Origin of the sequence: Saccharibacillus endophyticus (genome assembly GCF_013185185.1) — a bacterium.
GTDB lineage: Bacteria > Bacillota > Bacilli > Paenibacillales > Paenibacillaceae > Saccharibacillus > Saccharibacillus endophyticus.
In genome coordinates this window covers 274422-293285 of the sequence record NZ_JAAZWE010000005.1, presented here as the reverse complement: position 1 = coordinate 293285, position 18864 = coordinate 274422, and the positions used below count along the sequence as shown (strand labels likewise).

Genomic DNA, 18864 nt, shown 5'->3' with positions numbered 1-18864 from the left:
TGTAAGCTAAATTGCTTTATAATACGTATTAGGTTATGTAGGTCTTTGGAAGTAGGGTCAGGTTTGGAAGAGAACGCCTGAACGGATGATTACCGTACGCCCTTTTGGAACCTTTGGCCTAAGATCATTATCGAATGGAGTAGGTGAAAATGGCTCAGCAATTACTCGTATACGTGCCGGTTATTATGATGGGGGGAGCGCTGAGCCTTTTTCTCGCGGTGTACGCCATGCTTCGTTTCCGCAACGCCCCGGGCGGACGTTATTATATTCTTGCGGCTTTGATGGCTTCAATCCTGGCTTTCGGTTACGCCTTCGAATTGACGAGCGGCGATCTGACGCAGATTAAATTTTGGATCGGAATCGAATATTTCTCGCTGCCTTTCCTGCCGGTATTCACGCTGCTCATGTGTCTGCAATATGCGGACATGCAGCTCGGACCGTGGAAAAGACGGGCTTTGTTCATTATTCCTTTTTTGACCTTTATCTTTCAGCACACGAATGATTTTCATCAATTGTATTACACGTCAGTCGCTCTTCGGGCTGATGCGCCGTTCCCGATCGTGGAATTGGGCAAAGGGCCTTGGTATCTCGTGCATACGATCTATATGTACGGCTGCTTGGCGGTGTCGGTCTGCGTGCTTTCGATTCGCATGTTGAAGGCTCGTTACCGCTTCCGTCTGCAAATGCTGGCGATGACGGCGGGTTTGCTCGTTCCGGTAGCCGGGAATCTGTACTATCTTGCGGGAAGAAGTCCGTACGGCATCGACCTGGGCCCGGTGTTTATCAGCGTGTCGTTCATTTTCCACAGCATGGCGGTTTTCCGTTTCCGCATGTTCAACGTGGCGCCCATCGCACGGGAGATCGTATTCGAGAATATGGGAGACGGCGTACTTGTGCTCAATGAACAGGATGTCGTGGTCGATTACAATCGGGCCATGCTGCGGTTAGTTCCTGAATTATGTAAAAAAAGCATCGGACGCAGCGCGGCGGAAGCACTTGCGGGTCATCCGGCGATTGCCAAGTGCGTCGAACTCGGCGGCGAGCATGACCTGAAGCTGGATACGGAGCGTCCTTTGTATGTCCATGTGCGTTTCTCGCCGATTCGCGACCGGGACTCCCGTCGTTCGGGACGAATCGTGACCTTCATCGATATTACGGAGCGCGTCGTATTGGAACAGAAGTTTAAAAAGCTCGCCAGTACCGACGGATTGACGGGATTGTTCAACAAAAACACGCTGATCGAGCGATCCGAACAGGCATTGCGGGAGCTGTCGCCGGAAGGACCTGGAGTATCGGTGATGATGTTCGACGTGGATCATTTCAAAAAGGTGAACGATACGTTCGGACATGAGGCGGGAGACCTCGTGCTGGCCGGCGTGGCCGAAGTCATTCGCGGCGTGTTGGGCGGAAGCGGAATCGCGGGCCGGTACGGCGGAGACGAGTTCGTGCTTTGTTTGCCGGAAACGAATGCGGAGCAAGGATGGATCGCGGCAGAAAAAATTCGGGCCGCGGTCGAACGCTTGGAAATTATCGCGGAGGGCCGCGCGGTTCGGGTTACGTCAAGCTTCGGCGTCTCGCATCTGATGCCTTCGCCGGACGAACGATACGGCGCGCCGGAGATGCAGAACTTGATGCGGCGGGCGGACCATGCGCTCTACAGCGCGAAAAAGCTGGGGCGGAATCGCGTCGGGTTGAACGCTGATGGGGAAAACAAGTCGCTCGAAGCCAATTGAAGGGTTTCCTGAAAGGAAAAGCCGAATCGGCCGAACTTTCGCGCAGTCTGCGAAGTTCGGCCGATTCGGCTTGTTTGCGGATACTGGGACGTTCAACGCGTTACGCCAAGTAAGCTTCTTTCACCAGTTCGCTATGCAGCAGCGCTCGCGCACTGTCCTGCATGATGATCTCGCCTGTCTGAATGACATAACCGCGACTTGCGATCTGAAGGGCCTGATACGCGTTTTGCTCCACCAGCAAGATGGTCGTTCCTTCGCGGTTCAATTCCTCGATGATCTCGAAGATCTGGTCCACCATGACCGGAGCCAGGCCCATCGAGGGCTCGTCGAGCAGCAGAATGCGCGGCTTCATCATCATGGCGCGGGCGATGGCCAGCATCTGCTGTTCGCCGCCGCTCATCGTGCCGCCCTGCTGGTGGTAGCGTTCCTTCAGCCGGGGGAAGTAGGCGAAAGCCCGTTCGATCCGTTCCCGGATCATCTTTTTATCGCGTACGGAAAAGGCGCCCATCTCCAGGTTTTCTTTTACCGTCAGCTTGGGGAAGATACGCCGACCTTCCGGGACATGCGCGATCCCGTTCAGTGCCGTGGCATGCGGAGGTTGCGCCTGAATTTCTTTGCCTGCGAATAAGATCGTTCCTTTTGTTTTGACTTGACCGCAAATGGCTTTAAGCGTCGTCGATTTGCCAGCTCCGTTAGAGCCGATCAACGATACGATTTCGCCTTCCTCTACGGACAGGTCAATTCCTTTTAACGCATGAATTCCGCCATAGTAGGCCTGTACCTGCTTCATCTCCAGCAAACTCATATCGGCATGACCTCCTCGTCTTGCAGCGCGCTTTTGCCCAAATAAGCTTCGATGACCTTCGGGTTCGCGCGGATATCTTCCGGCTTCCCTTCCGCAATCTTCTCCCCGTGATCCAATACCAGAATATGATCCGACAATCCCATGACCAGCTTCATATCGTGTTCGATCAAAATGATCGAAATTTCGCGTTCGCGTTGAATGCGCCGGATCAGATCAGTCAGTTCATTCGTCTCGCGCGGGTTCATGCCGGCGGCGGGCTCGTCGAGCAATAACACTTTCGGCTTGGCGGCTAGTGCACGGGCAATCTCCAGCCGTCGCTGCGCGCCATACGGCAGGCTTGCCGCTTCTTCGTTATATAGAGAGGCCAATCCGACGTATTCGAGCAGGCGATAGGCTTCGTGCATCGTTTCCTTTTCCTCGCGGCGTACCAGGGGCAGATTCAGCAGCGTGCTGAGGATTCCGGCCTTCAGATGGATATGCATGCCGACCATGACATTCTCCAATACGGTCATGCTGCCGAACAGCCGGATATTTTGAAACGTACGCGCGATGCCTTGATCCGTAATTTTATCCGGCTTTACGCGTACGATCGACTTCCCGTCCAGCTCAATGCTTCCGGCGTCGGGGACATAGATTCCGGTGATCATGTTGAAAAAGGTCGTTTTCCCTGCGCCGTTCGGACCGATGACCGCCGAGATTTTGCCGCGTTCGAATGCGTAATCGACACCGTTAACCGCCGTTAACCCGCCGAACTTTTTGACTAGTCCTTGAACGCTCAGGATGCTCATGCGTTTCGGCCTCCTTTACCTGAGATAGAGGGATCTTGCGATTGCGTGCGGAGATTAGGCCGTGCGGGCGGAATATGGCGATCAGGATCAAGATGGCACCGAAAATGAACCGCTGCATTTTGACCGGGGACAGCGCGTTCGGCAGCGTGATGATCCCCTGCATCGAGAGTTGGTTCAGCCATCCGGTAAATTCGGCAAGCACCTGCAAGTTCAGCAGCGTAACCAGCACGGCACCCAGAATAACGCCGGGCACGCTGCCCATGCCGCCGAGCACGACCATGACCAGAATCGTCGTCGATTCCAGCAATGTGAAGCTTGACGGGTCGATGAAGGTCTGTTTAGCCGCGAATACGACGCCCATCAGGCCGGAAAAGGAAGCGCCGATGGCAAACGCGGTAAGCTTGGTGCGAATCAACGGAATGCCCATGGACTGCGCGGCGATCTCGTTTTCCCGAACGGCTTTCCAGGAGCGGCCGATGCGCGAATGCTCGAACCGTCTGACGCCGAAGATCACGACCGCCAGAATGCCGAGCACGATAAAGTAAAACTGGTGCGGGAACGTAAATTGCAGACCGAACAGGTTCGGCGGGCTGATCGAGGACAAGCCCATCGCGCCGTTCGTGATATTCACCGGTTTCTCCAGATTGTTGAAAATGATCCGTACAATCTCGCCGAAGCCGAGCGTGACAATGGCGAGATAATCTCCCTTGACCCGCAGCACCGGAAGACCGAGCAGCACGCCGAAGATTGCGGCCATAATGCCTCCAAGAATGATAAACACCCAGAAATAATCGCCGGATAGCGGGAACAGGTCGCCGGGGATGAAGTTGTTCGCCTGACCTGTCGCAAAAATCCCGTACGTATAAGCGCCGATGGCGAAGAAGGCGACAAACCCGAGATCAAGCAGTCCGGCGAAGCCGACGACGATGTTCAGTCCCAATGCCATCGCCACGTAGATGCCGCATTGGGTCGCGACTTCCATATAGGATTCATGCGACGGCCCGCCTGCGGTAGCGAACGGAATGACGAGGATCAGCAGCAGTCCGGCGACGGCCCATTTCATCCCGTTGCTCAGCGAGGTGTAGTACAAGAGCAGCAGCGAGCCGAGCAGCAGGATGAACGCGATGACCGAACGGCTGGTCAGGTAGACGCTGAGCGCCGATACGAGCACGAAGGCTGCCAGCAGCGACATTTGGAGAACTTTGTTGTTTTGTAGGGCGAGCTTGAATCCGGACATGGACTTCCTCCTTTCGGTTAAATGCGGCAATCAGACCTTTTCTTTGACCGCCCGGCCGAACAAGCCTTCCGGCTTGAAGATCAGCACGAGAATCAGGATGGCGAAGGCAAAGACGTCTTTGTATTCGGAACCGAAGTTGCCGTGAGTGATCAGACCGAGATTGGCGGAGGCGAACATTTCCAGCAGACCGATCGCGAGTCCGCCGAACATGGCGCCGCGGATATTGCCGATGCCGCCGAGCACCGCTGCGGTGAATGCTTTGAGACCGAGTATGTATCCGATATAAGGATCGATTGTGCCGTATTGCTGAGCGAACAGAACGCCTGTCGCGCCGCCCAGCGCCGAGCCGATGAAGAAGGTCAGCACGATGACTTTATTGACGTTGATCGACATCAGCGATGCCGTTTCCCGATCTTGCGCGACCGCCCGCATGGCAACGCCCCATTTGGTGCGATTGACGAACAGGTCGAGTGCCAGCATGAGCAAGATCGCGACGCCGATAATAATGAACGTATTGTTTTTGACGAACGAGTCGTTGAAGGTGGAAGACAGTGACGAGGTGCCGAGTTCGAACGTGCCCCGGAACAAAGAAATTCCGCTAACGATATAATTGCCCGTAATCAGTTCCGCGATGAAGCGAATCAAATCCTGAAGGACAAAGGAGACGCCGATTGCGGAAATGAGCGAGATCAGCTTGGGCGCTCGCCGCAGCGGACGATAGGCGATTCTCTCGATCAGTACGCCGAGCAGTCCGGTGATGATCATGGAGATCAGGATGACCAGAAAATAAACGATCCAGCCCGGAGCGGAAGACAAAAAGCCGGCATCGTCGAAAATAAACAGGGTGGCCGTGCCGACAAAGGCTCCGGTCATAAACACTTCGCCGTGCGCGAAGTTAATCAGTTCGAGGATGCCGTATACCATCGTATAGCCGAGGGCGACGACGGCGTAGATCGCGCCGAGCGCCAGGCCGTCGATCAATACCTGCGGCAAAGAGCTTAGAATGCTGGAGAGCATGAAGGCATCGGTCCTTTCTGTTTGGTGGGGTACGGAAGGCGGGAAGGGCTGCGGGAGAGGTTCGTTGCGGTCGCTGTTTCAATCGGGAAATCCGCTTAACCTGAACAGGTTAAACGGATTTCCCGATTTCAAAGGCGACCTTCACTGAACCTCTCCCTTCGCCCCGTTTGCCTTCTGGGGGCAGGGATAAGGGCGGCGCTTCGTGGTTGCGAAGCGCTTGGCAGGCGAGTGAAGCCGTTGCTGTAGAACGGTAAGGAGCAGGAACGGGCGACGGCGTGCGGTTATTTGCTGACTTCGGAGACTAGGGAGCCGGGGTAAGCGGCCTCTTCGAATTTGTAGATGAAGACTTTGGCGTAGATATTGTCGCCGATGTCGTCGAAAGCGACTTCGGTAGCGATGCCTTTAAAGTCTTTGGTTGCGCGAACGGCGTCTCGTACAGCTTCTCGGGTAGGAATTTTTCCGCCTGCGGCGTCGATGGAGCTTTTGATGGCATCCAACATGACGGACATGGAATCGTAGGCGTAAACGGAATAGCCTTCGGCGTTTTTATTGAATTTTTCTTTGTATTTGTCGGCCCAAGCTTTGCCGTCTTCGGTCTTGGTAATATCGGTTGCGACCGAGCTGTACAGGGAATCTTTGACGTCATCGCCCGCGATCTCGACCATGCCGGAGGAGTCGAGGGCGTCGCCGCCCATAAACGGAGCCGTAATTCCTTTTTCGCGAGCTTGCTTGACGAGCAAGCCGCCTTCGGCGTAGAGGCCGCCGAAGAAGATGAAATCGGGTTTCTTGTTCAAAGCGATGTTCAGAACCCCGTTAAAGTCCTTTTCTCCGACTGTGATCGCTTCGTAACCCGCGACGGTCGCGCCGAGCTTCTCGGCTTCGTCGCGGAATGCTTCGGCTAACCCTTGTCCATAAGCCGTTTTATCCTGGATGACGAAAATGTTTTTGGCACCCAGCTCATTGACGGCGTATTGCGCGGCGGCTGGACCCTGGAAGTCGTCACGGGCCACGACGCGGTTCGCGACCTTGAGCTTGCGATCCGTGAACTCCGTGGCCGTACTGGCGGGAGAGATCATCGGGATGTTGTATTTTTCGTACACGACGGAAGAAGGGATGGAGACGCCGGAATTCAGATGGCCGATGACGCCGAGAACGGCCTGATCGGCACCGATCATTTCGGAATTGGCTACGCCTTTTTTGGCATCGCCCTGATCGTCGTAGGGAACGAGTTCCAGCGTGAAGCCGAGGTCTTTGAACTCCTGCGAGCGGTCTTCGAGTGCCATCTGGGCGCCGAGTCGAATCGCTTCGCCCTGGATCGAGCTCGAGCCGGATAATGGCGATTGCGAAGCGATCTTGATGACTGTTCCGTCAGCCGACCCTGTTGTGCCTCCGGCTTCGGTTCCGCTGGCTGTCGTGCCTCCCCCGCTGTTTCCGCATGCTGATACGACACTCATTAACAAAACCAAAGAAGCCAACCCCGCTGTTTTTCTTTTCATCTCTCTTCCTCCTAATGTCACTTTATGTAACTTTTAAGGCTTGTGTGTGAGACGAATATACAAGGGTGTTTAGGCAAAGTAAAGCTAAAATTTGCAAATTAAAAGAAAAATATGTCTTCGAAACGTTTTTGTGGAATTTAATATTACATGTATATAACTCGGATATTACGTGTAAAGTGCTTTTCTCACAAAGGAACTATAAAAGTTTTTTGAACACGCCGGGCGTTAGCTTTGTCATACCGAAATCCATGTTCTATTCGTTATAATGGCGAAGGATTCCGCATCTCAAGCAATCGTTCTCAATCAGGGGGAAGGAGCTGCCGAGAAAGCGGAAAATTCGTACGGAAGAGGTTGAAGGTATTGCTGACGAAGAACAAGTACAAGGCGCTTGAGCTGGAGACGCCTGGATTGTACGAACTTGAGGGATTAGAGATCGGCGTAACGTCGAATTGCAACTTTAAATGCGATTATTGCTGTGCCTATCGTCGGGATGACGGATCGAAAGTCAGCGCGGAGGAAGCCATTCGGTTAATTCGTGATATTCCGACGTTGAAAAGGGTGCGCCTGTCCGGCGGGGAAGTGACGATGCGTTTTGAGGACTGCGTAAAGATCGTGGCGTATTGCACGGAGAACGGAATCGCGACTCAACTCAACACCAACGGAAGCCTGCTCAGTCCGGAGCGCATTCGCCGTTTAAAAGAAGCGGGGTTATCGAACATCCACCTGTCGTTTAACTTTACCGATGCGGAGTCGTTTGCGGCTTATTACGGGATGGACCCGCGCGTGTATGCGAAGGTGATCGAAAATATTCGTCTGTGCGTGGAATTGGGTCTGGAAACCGTGCTAGAGACGCTGCTGTTCGGTTCGACTCAGGAAAATATGCCCGCGATCAGCGCGATGGTGCATGATTTGGGCGTGCGCATTCATGAAATTCAGAACAGCATCGTGATGGATCATGCCGAGCGTGCGGGCTGGAACGCCGTGGCGTCGCGCGAATCGTTAGTGCGTTCAGTGGAAGAACTGATCGCGAACCGTCGCCCGGACACGGATCTGTATCTGACCTGCATGGATCGATTTCTAGACAAGCTTGGCTTCAAGGAAGAACCCGGCGTGTACTTCTCGAACTGCGTGGATGGTAAAAAGCAGCTCCATCTGCACGGCAACGGCGATATTTTGATCTGCGAACTGTGTCGTCCAGAGGTCATCGGAAACGTGTATGAAGGCACGGATCTGAAGACGATCTATGCGAATCGACCGAAAGCGCTGGACGAGTTTTTGGAAAAGCTGCCTTGCCCGGCGTATGATGCGCTTTTTTCGGAATCCGGCGATTTTCCTTGTGCCGAGGCCGCTTCATCGCGTAGGATAGAACGACAGACGTCCATGCGCACCGACACGGCTGATTCAGGCGCGTGCGGGAGGCGAGGGACGCGAAAGCGAGGCGAACCAAGCATGGCCAGCAAAAAAGGCGGTACAGGCCGCGGAACCGGCAAAAAGGGTTGGAACCGTTGGCAAAAAGCGGAAAACCGCAAGAAAAACGCACCCAAACCTTATAAGAGCAAAGGTAAAGAAACCGAAAGTAAATCCGGAGACGGCGGAGCGGACAAGCCGTAAAGCTGTCCTCCGTGCGTGGCCGATGGACATAGAGTCGGCATTGGTACCCCATAAGGCAAAAAGTATCCGCGACAAACTCGATTACCCGGCAAGACACTCAAAAAGACCGTGTTCTACCCCATATTGCAGATGGAGGAGAAACGGTCTTTTTTTGATGCGGAAAAAGCGATGAGCTACTCAATTTGCCGACGACCCATGCGCCGCCATTCTCGCATTGTGCTCGGCAAGCGGCAGGTCGAAGTTGTCGCGGTTGCCCAGTTCCGTCGTTTTGCCGCCGCCGTGGCGCCCGTACAGCACCAGCCAGTAAAAGATCGGATACTGACGCAGCAGGCGGCGTTCTTTCCCTACGCGCACATCCGCCAGTTCTTCGTACAGCGGCCAGTAATCGGCGATATTCGGCGTGATCTTGCGATGCGACCGTCCGCCGTCGATATACTCGCATACCTGCCCGGGCTGTAAGCGCTCGCGCCAACCGCCGTAGAACGTATGCGAGCTGCCGTGCGTCCGACACAGGAACGGACGGGCCGAATAGACCCGGCAGCGTCCGTTTTCCCGATCCAGCAGCGGGCAAGGAAAGCTGTTGCGGCCCGCGTGGCGGCGTACCGCGTCCAGCTCGCCTTTGCGGTCGATATTGTGGGTCAGCGAAGCGTGCATGTCCGGGTTCTCTTTTTCCAACAACAATAGATTTTCTTCCGCGCGGTCGAACGCTTCGGCAATTTCGTCCTTGCTCCAATGACGTTCCATATAAACAAGCAGCAGCTCGAACTCCACTTGGGAGACGGGGAAGTAGTCCGAGCAGCAATTGCTGCACCCTTCCCGGCACGGCGGCTGCTTGGGGCTGGTTGCCCGATAGTCGCCGATCGTCTGCTCGACGTCCCGGTACAGTCGTACCACATGCGCGGCGCGGCTGTCGGGCGAGGCGGTCTTATGACAAAGTCTCATTTTGCGCCCGCTGCCGCAGAAGCAGGGCTCGTTGCCGTCCGTCAGGCTATGGTTCTTCGCCTCGGGCATGTTCGGCATGGGGTTCACTTCCTCGAAGTTGGATTCTGTTCCCATTATACGCTTCGAGCCGCGTTTAATCGAATAGATGAAACTTGTACGGCTTGACAGTCAGGAGGAAAGGCTTTATCTTTGATATTAACATTTAGATAATAACAAAAAGAGAATAACGATAACGCCTATATGGAAGGTCGGGGATGAAGATGCGGGAAAACAAGAACGAAGACAGCCGACGGGAGCCGCTTCGCGACGCGAACGGTTTGACGGAAGAAGAGTTTCTGGCCGGATACGACGCGGGGGATTACGAACGGCCTTCCATCGCGACGGACATGGTCATTTTTACGGTAGCGGGCGAAAAGGAAGAAAATTACCGCAAGCTGCCGAAGCAGACGCTGCGAGTGCTGTTGATCCGGCGCGCCGGGCACCCGTATCTGGGTCGCTGGGCGCTGCCCGGCGGATTCGTGCGTCCCAACGAGACTGCGGATCAGGCGGCAGCGAGAGAATTGTTTGAGGAAACGGGCGTTGATCGCGTCTATCTGGAACAGCTGCATACGTTCAGCGATGTCGGGCGAGATCCGCGTACCTGGGTCGTGAGCTGCTCATACATGGCGTTGATCGACAGTCGCGGCTTGCAGGTGCAAGCGGGCGACGATGCGGATCGGGCCGCGTGGTTCGAGCTGTCCTATCGAATGAACAGCGAAAGCCGGGAACGGTTGGATGAAGGCGGCATGCTGCATGTCCGGCGTTATGAATTGAAATTGACGGCAGAGTCGCCGGAAGCCGATTCGAATGATTTTTATGCCGACTCTGCGAAAAACGCGGCGGGCAAGCTGGAATTGACGGCGACCGTCGAGCATCGGATCACGCGAACGAGCCGGGCTTCGATCGAGGAGTATGTGGTCGCAGACCGCGGAGATTTGGCGTTCGACCATGCGAAGATCATCGGCATGGCGATCGAGCGGCTGCGCGGACGGGTGGAGGAGAACGATCTGGCGCTGCATCTGATGCCGGAGCTTTTTACGCTGACCGAATTGCAGCAGGCCTACGAGGCGATCTTGGATCGGGAACTGCTCAAAGCGGCCTTCCGCCGCAAAGCGGAACCGCTGGTCGAGAAAACGGATCAATATACGGAGAACGCGGGACATCGCCCATCGAGATTGTATCGGCGAAGCCGCGAGGACTGGGGAGATTATCGGTGATTTATAACTTGGAAGAGCTGCGGAAAGCGCACGGCGCCGGACAGCGGATCAAATATTTGTTTTTCTGGGGCCATACGGCCAAAACGGAAGGCGTGGTCGACGCAAGCTGCCTCAGTCAATGGTGGCCGAGCCGTTTTACGGTCGAAGGCGTCGAGTACGGCTGCGCCGAGCAGTATATGATGGCCGAAAAGGCACGGCTGTTCCGCGATGAAGAAGTACGCCGCAAAATCCTGCAGGCCAAGCATCCCAAGCAGATGAAAGCTTTCGGTCGCGAAGTGCGGGGGTTTGACGATCAGGTATGGAAAAAGGAAGCTTACGGCATCGTGCGCCGGGCGAGCGAAGAAAAATTCCGGCAAAACCGAGAGCTATGGGCTTTCCTGTCGAACACGAAAAACCGCGTTCTGGTCGAAGCCAGTCCGGTCGATCGGATCTGGGGCATAGGCCTGGACAAGCAGGATCCGAATGCGGAAAATCCGTTCAAATGGCGAGGAACCAATCTGCTGGGCTTTGCTTTGAGCGAAGCGCGGGATAATCTGCGGAAGGAGGAAATCCAAGATGAATAAGCAAATGAACAACCTGACGACGGGATACCGCGAAGCGGCACGCGACCGGATGCGCCGAATCGCGGCCGAGACGGTCGAAATCGCCAAGCGAGGTTCTTACGTGTATCGGGGAAAGACGATCGAGATCGGCGAAGCGCAGCGGCATTCCGAAGAAGACAGTCTGCTGATCACGCCGAAGCGCGGAGCCGAAATTGTACAAAGCCTGAAGATCGAACGTCCCGTAACGGAAAATTTGCGTACCGATTACCGTGTCGTCAACGAATCGGCCGTAAAGACGGTACGCGACCTGACGGCAAACGGAGCGGAATCGATCGGATTATTGAACTTTGCCAGCGCGAAAAATGCGGGAGGCGGCTTCCTGAACGGCGCGAATGCGCAGGAAGAGAACTTGGCCGCGACCAGCGGATTGTACCCGTCCCAACTGCGGCACTCCGGTTATTACGATGCCCACCGGGCCAGCGGAACGATGATGTACACCCACCATGCCATTTATTCGCCGGATGTCGTCTTTTTCCGCGACGAACGGTTTGAATTGGCAGCACCTCCGGCATATGCTTCCGTGCTGACCTTGCCTGCAGTGAACTACGGACAGGTGCTGCTCAAAGGCGAAGACGCGGCGCAGGCCAAAGCCGTGATGCTGGAAAGAATGAGGTTGGCGCTTGCGATCTTTGCCGAGCAAGGAGACCGTACGCTGGTGCTCGGAGCTTATGGCTGCGGCGTGTTCCGCAACGATCCGGCCGAGGTGGCTTCGTGGTGGCGCCGGCTGCTGGACGGGGAAGGTTGGGCGGTACACTTCGATCAAGTTATTTTTGCGGTGCTGGATCGTTCGAAAGATAGTCGGACGATCCGTCCGTTCGAACGAATCTGGGGCCGTTCGTTGTAAGGGGACAAGGGGAAGGAGGCTTATGAATGCGGTTCAACGAGATTGAAGGGGATCTGTTCACGCTGCCGGACGACTACATACTGGCGCACTGCATTTCGGCCGATGCGAAGATGGGCAAAGGAATCGCTGCCGAATTCGTGCGAAGATTCGATCTGAAGCCGTTAAAGGAACGGGCAGCGAGAGAACCTCTGGAGATCGGCGCGTGTTACCGGGAAGGCCGTGTGATGAACCTGGTGACCAAGGCCAACTATTTCAACAAGCCCACCTACAAATCGCTCGCGCAGGCGGTTCGTTCGCTGCGCGAGAATTGCGAGTCCGCTGCGGTTGCGCAGCTTGCGATGCCGCGTATCGGAAGCGGATTGGATCGATTGCGCTGGGAAAAGGTCAGGGAAATCGTGAAAAAAGAATTCGCCGATACGGAGATCGAGATTCTGGTTTGTTCCTTGGATGCTTAAGTACGGCATCGCCGGAAATCGATACTTTTTAATAAGAATTATATGGCATATAAAATGACCTCGCTGCCGAATTTTTCGGCAGCGAGGTCATTTTCGAGTTTCTTTTGAACGGTCAGTTCGGCAAAAGCGGCATGACCAATTTATCGACGACCCTTTCGATATAGGCGATGTCGGCTGATTGATTTTTGGAGCGCAGATTATACATGACCAAAGCCGGACCGATATCCGCGATTAATTCCATGTCTTCGTCGGTCAACTTGTTCTTTTTAACATAAGGCTCAAGCAGACTTTCGATCGCGTTGCGGTAACGCCAGTAAAACGCATCGCGCATCCTCTGATCCAATTCGTCATTAAAAGCGTTGCAAATCGCGTTCGTCGCTTTTTGGAATTTTTTATCCTCCATGAAAACAAAAGTGAGCAAGTCGACGAATTGCCCGCGCAAATCTTGATTTTTATTCAACGTATCCAAAGAAAGCTCAAAAGGACTCATTAAAGTAGCCGCGTCGATCACAAGCTCCATTTTCGAAGACCATCTTCGGTAAATCGTACCTTTTCCGACTTTGGCTTGGAGTGCGACCGCATCTATGGTTAACGCGTCATAGCCTTTTTCCGCCAATAAATCCAAAGTCGCTTCAAGAATGACCTTATTGCGCGACAAATCGAGGGGACGTCCTCTTTTTTCTTCGATTCGTTGCTGCTTTTCTTTCGGCATATCGTTCTACCTGCCTTTCTTGTCCAATGACTTTTCGTTCGCTGCTCAAAGTATACCATTTTGGTTGTTTTAATACGGAACTATTGAGTTCTATAAATAGATTTGGTACACTTCAATTACGGAACTTAATCGTTCTATAAATAAGAGCAGGGGGCGAAATGATGACGACAGCAAAAGTATTGGTTATTGGCGCAACCGGAACCGTAGGTTCGCAAGTGGTAAAAGAACTTGATCGCAATAACGAAGGCATTACGATTCGTCTTGCGACAAGCCGGGCGGAAGCTGCGGAGAAATGGCGGATAGAAGGACGCGAAGCCGTCGTGCTTGATCTCAATCGTCCGGAGACTTTCGCGAAAGCGTTGGAAGACGTCGACCGTGTGTTTTTGTTGACCGGCTACACGTCGGATATGCTATTCCAAAGCAAAAAATTGGTTGATGCGGCAGTCGATGCGGGCGTGGGTCATATCGTTCATCTGGGCGTATTCACCTCGGGACGCGATCTGATGCCGCATTTTGCTTGGCATGATCTGATCGAAACCTATATCGGGGCCAGCGGAGTCGCCTGGACGCATCTGCATCCGAATGTCATTGCGGACACGAGTTTGAAGACGGATCCTCCGATCTCGGAGACTGGTTTTTTTACGGCTTTCACAAAAGATCTGCCGCAAGGATGGGTGTGTGCCGCGGACATTGCCGCTGTTGCCGCAGCCGTATTGCGGGAAGGGCCGGAGAAACACGGCGGCGCCGATTACTGGTTAAGTACGGAAGTGCTGACAGGTACGGAGGTCGCCGACATTTTGACGTCGGCGTCGGGAAAAGAAATCCGTTGCGAGGTGATTGATCCTTCGAATTTCGAAGATCAGGTTGCCGGAATTACGGATATAGGACAACGCGCTTACATGGAAAGTGCCCTCATAACGATGAAATTGACCGCGGCCGGTCAAATGACCGCACAGACGACAGTCGTTCGCGATGACGTCTTGACGGTGCTGGGGCGACCGGGAACGAAGATGGCGGAGTGGGCCCGGCTGAATTTGATTTAAGGCCCGGTAAGCACACCGGTGCCAAAAGCAAAAAAGAGACGGGTTTCGGCCCGCCCCTTCCGGCGTTCTTTTGTATGGACGCACATAAACAAGCCATTTGTTCTGAATCAATGCCCGCCGCTGCGACGTTTCATCGACTCGGCATAGGTCTCGCGCCGGAAATTCAAGATCGGATCGTCGGATAAAGCGATGCCTTCGGGCACGGCGGTCGGGTCCATCAATAGTCCGCGCGGTTCCGCGATCGGTTCGAGCAGTACCAGCCGTCCCGCGTTGATCCGCGCGCGGTCGCTCGGCCAGCGTTTGGTCGGATCGTCGGTCGGATCGCCTTCTTCGCCGAACACGATATTCAGCTTGAACGAAGGCGGCTGGGACAGCATGCGCAGTTCAAGCTCTTTTTCCAAATAGTCGTCAGGCAGGGCAGCCGCATCGTGAATGGATAGCGTATGGACGCCCAGGTCGGGTATCCATTCGAATTTGACCGGACGGCGGCGGCCTTCCGCATCGACGAGTATGTAGACATGGATACAGTAGTAAAGGTTGGTGGCATAGCTTACGGGCGGCTTCAAGCGCTTAAGCGCGAGCAGGCTCTGCCGGCTTTCGCCGAAATGGCGGGCGAAATGGATCAGCGCTTCGGATTTGGGCATTTTGCCGGCTTTGGTCCGGTTGAGCGTCGTCAGCATATCCATGAACGAAGACGGGGTTCTCGCGAAAAAGACCGGAACGGTCACGCCGACCATGTTGGTGACTCCGCCGTCCGGAAGCGCGAACTGGACCGCCATGCCTTTGGCGGGCGAAAGCAGGTCGGCGAGTGCCGGATCGGTCGAGCTGCCCGAAAATCGGACGATTGCTTTAATTTCGCGATCTTGAAGATGCGGCGCGGTCGTGAACGGAGCCGCTTTCCCGCTCGGCAGGAACGAAGCCCGACAGCAGAAGCCGCCGGCATGGGCGCGACGGTAGCCGGGATGGACGCCGGATACGCGTTCGAGCTCGTCGACCGCTTCCTCGGCTTCGGTGACGTACAGCTGGTCGTGTTTATCGGCAGAATCGGCCGTGCTGCCGGATAAAGGATCAGAGCGATGATTCTCGGAATCGCTGAACATAGCGGTCGTTCTCCTTTCGCTTGTCGGGACTGAAACTGTAACTACTCAACGATAAAGGTAAAGTTACCTCCAATTAAGAGTCGAAAAGTTACGTGATGACGGAAACTGCCGCTCTGTACGCACAGAGTCATTCTCTCTATACCCGGTAACTCCGCACACTTAAACCGCCCTTCGCCGAAATCGGCAAAGGGCGGTTTAAGTTCAAGCTCTTCAAGCTTGCGATCCCGAGATCCCGAGCGCAAACCGATCGGACGGACAACGGTCTTCGGACAAAGGTTGTATATCCATGCTCCGGAGCCGTCGCTGGCTCACGGCGAGCTGATGGCTTATCGACTCAATCGCTTCGGATTGTCGGCGCGGCTTCCGTGCTGGTGACGGATCGAGAGGAATTGACGTACGGCGTATCCGCGCGGAAGAGCTTGAGCCGACGGAGGCCGATTCCATGCATACGCAAAATAAAAAGCCCTGCCTTCCCGATTCAGGGCGGCAGGGCTTTCCGGGTCGGTCGGATACTTACGGCGCGGTGATCGGCTGCATCCGGTACACTTCGCGGGCTGCGACCATTTTTTCCGTCGCGCTGCGGTATTCCTTGTAATGGTCGCTATCCAGATGCGCTTGCGCGGCCTCCGCGTTTTCCCAACGCTCATAAAAAATGAACGTATGCGAATCTTCGAGCGACTCGTTCAGCACGTATTCCAGACAACCTTGCTCGGTGCGGCTGAGGCCGACGACTTTGATCAGCTCGCCGCGCAGGTCATGGGCCCGGCCGGGCTTTGCTTTGATAATGGCGGTTACGGTGATGGCTTCCATAGGGATTCTCCTCCGTTTATGAAGAAATTGGCGGTTGCGCGTTCTTTTAGGGCGTGTACACAAACTCAACGACGTGTATCTTTTGCTGCCTTTTCGCCCTTCGCCGCGTCAGTTTCCCTTGACGTGCCCCGGCACGCCTTCGGAAAACTTCCTTGCTGAGAACGAAAAATCAGCAAAATCTACTTCCGTCGGAGTTTGCGTACACGCCCTAAGCCATTAACTCGATTGGGCGGCGTTGACTCACGAGCCGCTTTTGACGCTTTTGCTTCTTTTCCAGAAAAAGAACGCCGCGCCTCCCACCACCAGCACGCCGAGGATCACGTAGACCACGTTGGAGAAGACGTCCATTTGTCCGACGACGCTTTCCCACGATTCTCCGACGGCGCTGCCGATATAGGTCAGGATCGTGTTCCAAAGCAGCGAGCCGACCGTCGTCAGCAGCAGGAAGGAGAACAGATTCATGCGAACGCTGCCTGCCGGAATAGAGATGAGGCTGCGAACCAGCGGCACGAGGCGGCACAAGAACACGGCCCATTTGCCGAACCGATCGAACCAGCCGTAGGCTTTGCCGACGTCTTCTTTTTTCAAACGGAGCCATTTGCCGTATTTTTCGATCAAGCGCTCCATGCGTTCCTGCTTCATGATCGCGCCGATCGCGTACAAGACCGCGGCTCCGAACACCGATCCCAGCGTGGATGCGATGATAACGCCCCAGATGCTCATATCGGTCTGCGTCGTCATAAAGCCGCCGAACGTCAGAATGACCTCGGACGGAATCGGCGGGAAAATATTTTCCAGAGCAATCAGCAAAAAGATGCCGAAGTAACCCCAGTCGTTCATAAAGTCGGTAATCCAATTTTCCACGTTCTCTTCACCTCGACTTTCGGATTTGACGGGATTCCGGCTCCCGGACTTGCATGCCGTCACGCGATCAGTCGCATGGTCGAACATCGAATGTTATCCGAACGATTTCGAGTCGAGACAGGCGTCTTGCGCGTTGGGCGGTCGTGCAGGCTTTGGCGTCGGTTTCGGCATCTCGCATGAATATGTAAATATCGATATATTTTCAGAAAAAGAACGAGATTTTCAATTCTGCGTACGAGAAGGCGCTTGAGGGCAGGGGGCCCGGTACCCGCCGCGATGTCCTCCTCATGATCTTAAAGGATGCGCGAAGGCGGTTGCAAGTTTGGCGGCTTACCGACATCGCGCGCCCGACTTGAAAGGCTTCATCACCGTTTTACCCATAAAAATATTCTATTACCCGAAAAGTCGCGAAAAGGCTGTATTTGCTGCTTTTAGCGAACGCTTGTTTGCCGTACAATAGAAGAAACAGGCAGGACTTGCGATTTTGCGAAAGGAGGAAGCGCGCAATGAAAATCGATCGATTGCTCGCGATGACCATTCTATTGTTGAACCGGGAACGAATCAGTGCCAGCGCGTTGGCAGAACGATTCGAGGTATCGACCAAAACCATTTATCGGGATATCGAGACCTTATGCCGCGCCGGAATTCCGATCGTATCGCATCAGGGCATGAGCGGCGGATTCGAATTGATGGAGCGGTATACGATCGGTCGGCAGATGCTGAGTCCGGGCGAGATCGAGGCTTTGCGCGCCGCGGTCAAGGGAGCGGCGAGCGTGCTGGATGATCAGACTTTTGCCGATCTGGCGGACAAGGTGCAAGCGCTGCTGGGCGGAGGAACGGAAGGACGGGGGCCGGGCGTGATCTTCGATCTGAATGCGTGGAGCGGTCATGCGTCGACTCGCGATCGCGTCGAATGCCTAAGACAGGCGGCCCGCGAAGCTCTGAGAGTGGAAGTTCGCTATCTGAATATGAACGGAAAAGAAAGTCGGCGTCTGCTGGAACCCGCCATGCTGCTAATGAAAGGCGGTATCTGGTATTTGCAGGCCTATTGCTTGCTGCGCAAGGAGTTTCGGATCTTCCGTCTGTCTCGCATGCTGGAGCTGCGCGAAACGGGCGAACCTTTTATACCCAAAGCCGCGCCCGCAATCGATACGTACGAGTGGAACGACGATTGGGACAGCATGCCGAGGATTGCGGTATCGCTGCGATTTTGCGCCGAGGTTCGGCTGAGGGTCACGGACACATTCGAAGCATCGTTAATGACGGAACTTGAAAACGGCTGCGTGCGAATCGCGGGGGATTTCACGATGGACGAATGGTTTTACGGCATGCTGCTCAGTTACGGGGATCGCGTTACGGTGGAGTCTCCTTTAGTTATTGCCGAGGAACTGGTGCGGCGGGCAAGGCGGATCGTGGAATCTTACGCGGGAATCGTGCATGCGGATCAACGCATGGACTCGCAAAAAGAAAACGTCCTGCAACCTTCGAACAACGTGGACATGGGGATGTCCGCGTTCTAAGCGTATGATAGCGGAAAATGACCGATAGA

General features: G+C 54.7%; 18 protein-coding genes and 1 pseudogene. 9 read left to right on the top strand and 10 right to left on the bottom strand.

The annotated features are described in order from the left end of the window. Nucleotides 1-149: 149 nt before the first annotated feature. Nucleotides 150-1733 (top strand): histidine kinase N-terminal 7TM domain-containing diguanylate cyclase, encoded by a 1584-nt coding sequence (locus HRQ63_RS18670; RefSeq protein ID WP_172246585.1) that lies wholly within the window; start codon nt 150-152, stop codon nt 1731-1733. A 100-nt stretch (nt 1734-1833) separates the two neighbouring features. Here HRQ63_RS18670 and HRQ63_RS18665 read toward each other — a convergent pair whose 3' ends face one another. From HRQ63_RS18665 to HRQ63_RS18645, 5 genes are all read right to left on the bottom strand, one after another. Then, a complete protein-coding gene (locus HRQ63_RS18665; RefSeq protein ID WP_172246575.1) occupies nt 1834-2538 on the bottom strand; it encodes an ABC transporter ATP-binding protein in 705 nt (234 codons plus the stop codon). Then, on the bottom strand, nt 2535-3326 hold the full coding sequence (locus tag HRQ63_RS18660) for an ABC transporter ATP-binding protein (RefSeq protein ID WP_172246573.1): 792 nt from the start codon (nt 3324-3326) through the stop codon (nt 2535-2537). The genes HRQ63_RS18665 and HRQ63_RS18660 overlap by 4 nt, the downstream gene beginning before the upstream one ends. Then, the gene (locus HRQ63_RS18655) at nt 3268-4563 is read right to left on the bottom strand and encodes a branched-chain amino acid ABC transporter permease (RefSeq protein WP_172246571.1); all 1296 of its coding nucleotides are present in this window, start codon (nt 4561-4563) and stop codon (nt 3268-3270) included. The genes HRQ63_RS18660 and HRQ63_RS18655 overlap by 59 nt, the downstream gene beginning before the upstream one ends. A gap of 30 nt (nt 4564-4593) precedes the next feature. Continuing rightward, the gene (locus tag HRQ63_RS18650) at nt 4594-5580 is read right to left on the bottom strand and encodes a branched-chain amino acid ABC transporter permease (protein ID WP_037286568.1); all 987 of its coding nucleotides are present in this window, start codon (nt 5578-5580) and stop codon (nt 4594-4596) included. Nucleotides 5581-5861: 281 nt separating this feature from the next. Continuing rightward, nucleotides 5862-7076 (bottom strand): branched-chain amino acid ABC transporter substrate-binding protein, encoded by a 1215-nt coding sequence (locus HRQ63_RS18645; RefSeq protein ID WP_172246569.1) that lies wholly within the window; start codon nt 7074-7076, stop codon nt 5862-5864. 360 nt (nt 7077-7436) lie between these two features. Between HRQ63_RS18645 and HRQ63_RS18640 the strand changes: the two are divergent. Together HRQ63_RS18640 and HRQ63_RS18635 are read left to right on the top strand one after the other, a co-directional pair. Continuing rightward, nucleotides 7437-8390, top strand: a pseudogene (locus tag HRQ63_RS18640) (radical SAM protein); the annotation flags it as partial. Nucleotides 8391-8525: 135 nt separating this feature from the next. Continuing rightward, nucleotides 8526-8687, top strand: a complete 162-nt coding sequence (locus HRQ63_RS18635) for a DUF3934 family protein (protein ID WP_172246908.1) — start codon at nt 8526-8528, stop codon at nt 8685-8687. Between the two features lie 177 nt (nt 8688-8864). On the opposite strand, the gene HRQ63_RS18630 is transcribed toward HRQ63_RS18635, so the two are convergent. After that, nucleotides 8865-9707: a YkgJ family cysteine cluster protein gene (locus tag HRQ63_RS18630; RefSeq protein WP_229714309.1), complete on the bottom strand. Its 843-nt coding sequence runs from the start codon at nt 9705-9707 to the stop codon at nt 8865-8867. A 176-nt stretch (nt 9708-9883) separates the two neighbouring features. Here HRQ63_RS18630 and HRQ63_RS18625 point away from each other — a divergent pair, with 176 nt between their 5' ends. Genes HRQ63_RS18625 through HRQ63_RS18610 form a run of 4 tightly spaced genes read left to right on the top strand, consistent with a single transcriptional unit; the run spans nt 9884 to nt 12786 of the window. Next, nucleotides 9884-10885 (top strand): NUDIX hydrolase, encoded by a 1002-nt coding sequence (locus HRQ63_RS18625; RefSeq protein WP_229714310.1) that lies wholly within the window; start codon nt 9884-9886, stop codon nt 10883-10885. Next, entirely contained in the window at nt 10882-11448 is a 567-nt protein-coding gene (locus HRQ63_RS18620; protein WP_172246567.1) for a riboflavin biosynthesis intermediates N-glycosidase, read from the top strand. The genes HRQ63_RS18625 and HRQ63_RS18620 overlap by 4 nt, the downstream gene beginning before the upstream one ends. Continuing rightward, nucleotides 11441-12331 (top strand): TIGR02452 family protein, encoded by an 891-nt coding sequence (locus tag HRQ63_RS18615; protein WP_172246565.1) that lies wholly within the window; start codon nt 11441-11443, stop codon nt 12329-12331. Before HRQ63_RS18620 ends, HRQ63_RS18615 begins: the two co-directional genes overlap by 8 nt. 26 nt (nt 12332-12357) lie before the next feature. Continuing rightward, nucleotides 12358-12786, top strand: coding sequence for a macro domain-containing protein (locus HRQ63_RS18610; RefSeq protein WP_172246563.1), 429 nt, complete (start codon nt 12358-12360; stop codon nt 12784-12786). Nucleotides 12787-12898: 112 nt separating this feature from the next. Here HRQ63_RS18610 and HRQ63_RS18605 read toward each other — a convergent pair whose 3' ends face one another. Next, entirely contained in the window at nt 12899-13498 is a 600-nt protein-coding gene (locus tag HRQ63_RS18605) for a TetR/AcrR family transcriptional regulator (RefSeq protein ID WP_172246561.1), read from the bottom strand. A 158-nt stretch (nt 13499-13656) separates the two neighbouring features. Here HRQ63_RS18605 and HRQ63_RS18600 point away from each other — a divergent pair, with 158 nt between their 5' ends. Continuing rightward, nucleotides 13657-14541 carry an NmrA family NAD(P)-binding protein gene (locus HRQ63_RS18600; RefSeq protein WP_172246559.1) on the top strand — a complete coding sequence of 295 codons (885 nt, stop codon included), beginning with the start codon at nt 13657-13659 and terminating at the stop codon, nt 14539-14541. Between the two features lie 107 nt (nt 14542-14648). On the opposite strand, the gene HRQ63_RS18595 is transcribed toward HRQ63_RS18600, so the two are convergent. The 3 genes from HRQ63_RS18595 to HRQ63_RS18585 all read right to left on the bottom strand — a co-directional run bounded on the left by HRQ63_RS18595 (nt 14649) and on the right by HRQ63_RS18585 (nt 17315). Then, nucleotides 14649-15641: a catalase family peroxidase gene (locus HRQ63_RS18595; protein ID WP_172246557.1), complete on the bottom strand. Its 993-nt coding sequence runs from the start codon at nt 15639-15641 to the stop codon at nt 14649-14651. A gap of 513 nt (nt 15642-16154) precedes the next feature. Continuing rightward, nucleotides 16155-16451 carry a putative quinol monooxygenase gene (locus HRQ63_RS18590; RefSeq protein WP_172246555.1) on the bottom strand — a complete coding sequence of 99 codons (297 nt, stop codon included), beginning with the start codon at nt 16449-16451 and terminating at the stop codon, nt 16155-16157. A gap of 240 nt (nt 16452-16691) precedes the next feature. Continuing rightward, nucleotides 16692-17315, bottom strand: coding sequence for a DedA family protein (locus tag HRQ63_RS18585; RefSeq protein WP_172246553.1), 624 nt, complete (start codon nt 17313-17315; stop codon nt 16692-16694). 506 nt (nt 17316-17821) lie between these two features. Here HRQ63_RS18585 and HRQ63_RS18580 point away from each other — a divergent pair. Further along, nucleotides 17822-18835, top strand: coding sequence for a helix-turn-helix transcriptional regulator (locus tag HRQ63_RS18580; RefSeq protein WP_172246551.1), 1014 nt, complete (start codon nt 17822-17824; stop codon nt 18833-18835). The last annotated feature ends 29 nt before the right edge of the window (nt 18836-18864 follow it).

Excerpts from the sequence above, each read along its gene's own strand:
- HRQ63_RS18670 (WP_172246585.1), top strand. The coding sequence starts at position 150 with ATGGCTCAGCAATTACTCGTATACGTGCCGGTTATTATGATGGGGGGA.
- HRQ63_RS18650 (WP_037286568.1), bottom strand. The coding sequence starts at position 5,580 with ATGCTCTCCAGCATTCTAAGCTCTTTGCCGCAGGTATTGATCGACGGC.
- HRQ63_RS18580 (WP_172246551.1), top strand. The coding sequence starts at position 17,822 with ATGAAAATCGATCGATTGCTCGCGATGACCATTCTATTGTTGAACCGG.
- HRQ63_RS18665 (WP_172246575.1), bottom strand. The coding sequence starts at position 2,538 with ATGAGTTTGCTGGAGATGAAGCAGGTACAGGCCTACTATGGCGGAATT.
- HRQ63_RS18605 (WP_172246561.1), bottom strand. The coding sequence starts at position 13,498 with ATGCCGAAAGAAAAGCAGCAACGAATCGAAGAAAAAAGAGGACGTCCC.
- HRQ63_RS18630 (WP_229714309.1), bottom strand. The coding sequence starts at position 9,707 with ATGCCGAACATGCCCGAGGCGAAGAACCATAGCCTGACGGACGGCAAC.
- HRQ63_RS18660 (WP_172246573.1), bottom strand. The coding sequence starts at position 3,326 with ATGAGCATCCTGAGCGTTCAAGGACTAGTCAAAAAGTTCGGCGGGTTA.
- HRQ63_RS18645 (WP_172246569.1), bottom strand. The coding sequence starts at position 7,076 with ATGAAAAGAAAAACAGCGGGGTTGGCTTCTTTGGTTTTGTTAATGAGT.
- HRQ63_RS18610 (WP_172246563.1), top strand. The coding sequence starts at position 12,358 with ATGCGGTTCAACGAGATTGAAGGGGATCTGTTCACGCTGCCGGACGAC.
- HRQ63_RS18590 (WP_172246555.1), bottom strand. The coding sequence starts at position 16,451 with ATGGAAGCCATCACCGTAACCGCCATTATCAAAGCAAAGCCCGGCCGG.
- HRQ63_RS18655 (WP_172246571.1), bottom strand. The coding sequence starts at position 4,563 with ATGTCCGGATTCAAGCTCGCCCTACAAAACAACAAAGTTCTCCAAATG.
- HRQ63_RS18600 (WP_172246559.1), top strand. The coding sequence starts at position 13,657 with ATGATGACGACAGCAAAAGTATTGGTTATTGGCGCAACCGGAACCGTA.
- HRQ63_RS18635 (WP_172246908.1), top strand. The coding sequence starts at position 8,526 with ATGGCCAGCAAAAAAGGCGGTACAGGCCGCGGAACCGGCAAAAAGGGT.
- HRQ63_RS18625 (WP_229714310.1), top strand. The coding sequence starts at position 9,884 with ATGAAGATGCGGGAAAACAAGAACGAAGACAGCCGACGGGAGCCGCTT.
- HRQ63_RS18615 (WP_172246565.1), top strand. The coding sequence starts at position 11,441 with ATGAATAAGCAAATGAACAACCTGACGACGGGATACCGCGAAGCGGCA.
- HRQ63_RS18595 (WP_172246557.1), bottom strand. The coding sequence starts at position 15,641 with ATGTTCAGCGATTCCGAGAATCATCGCTCTGATCCTTTATCCGGCAGC.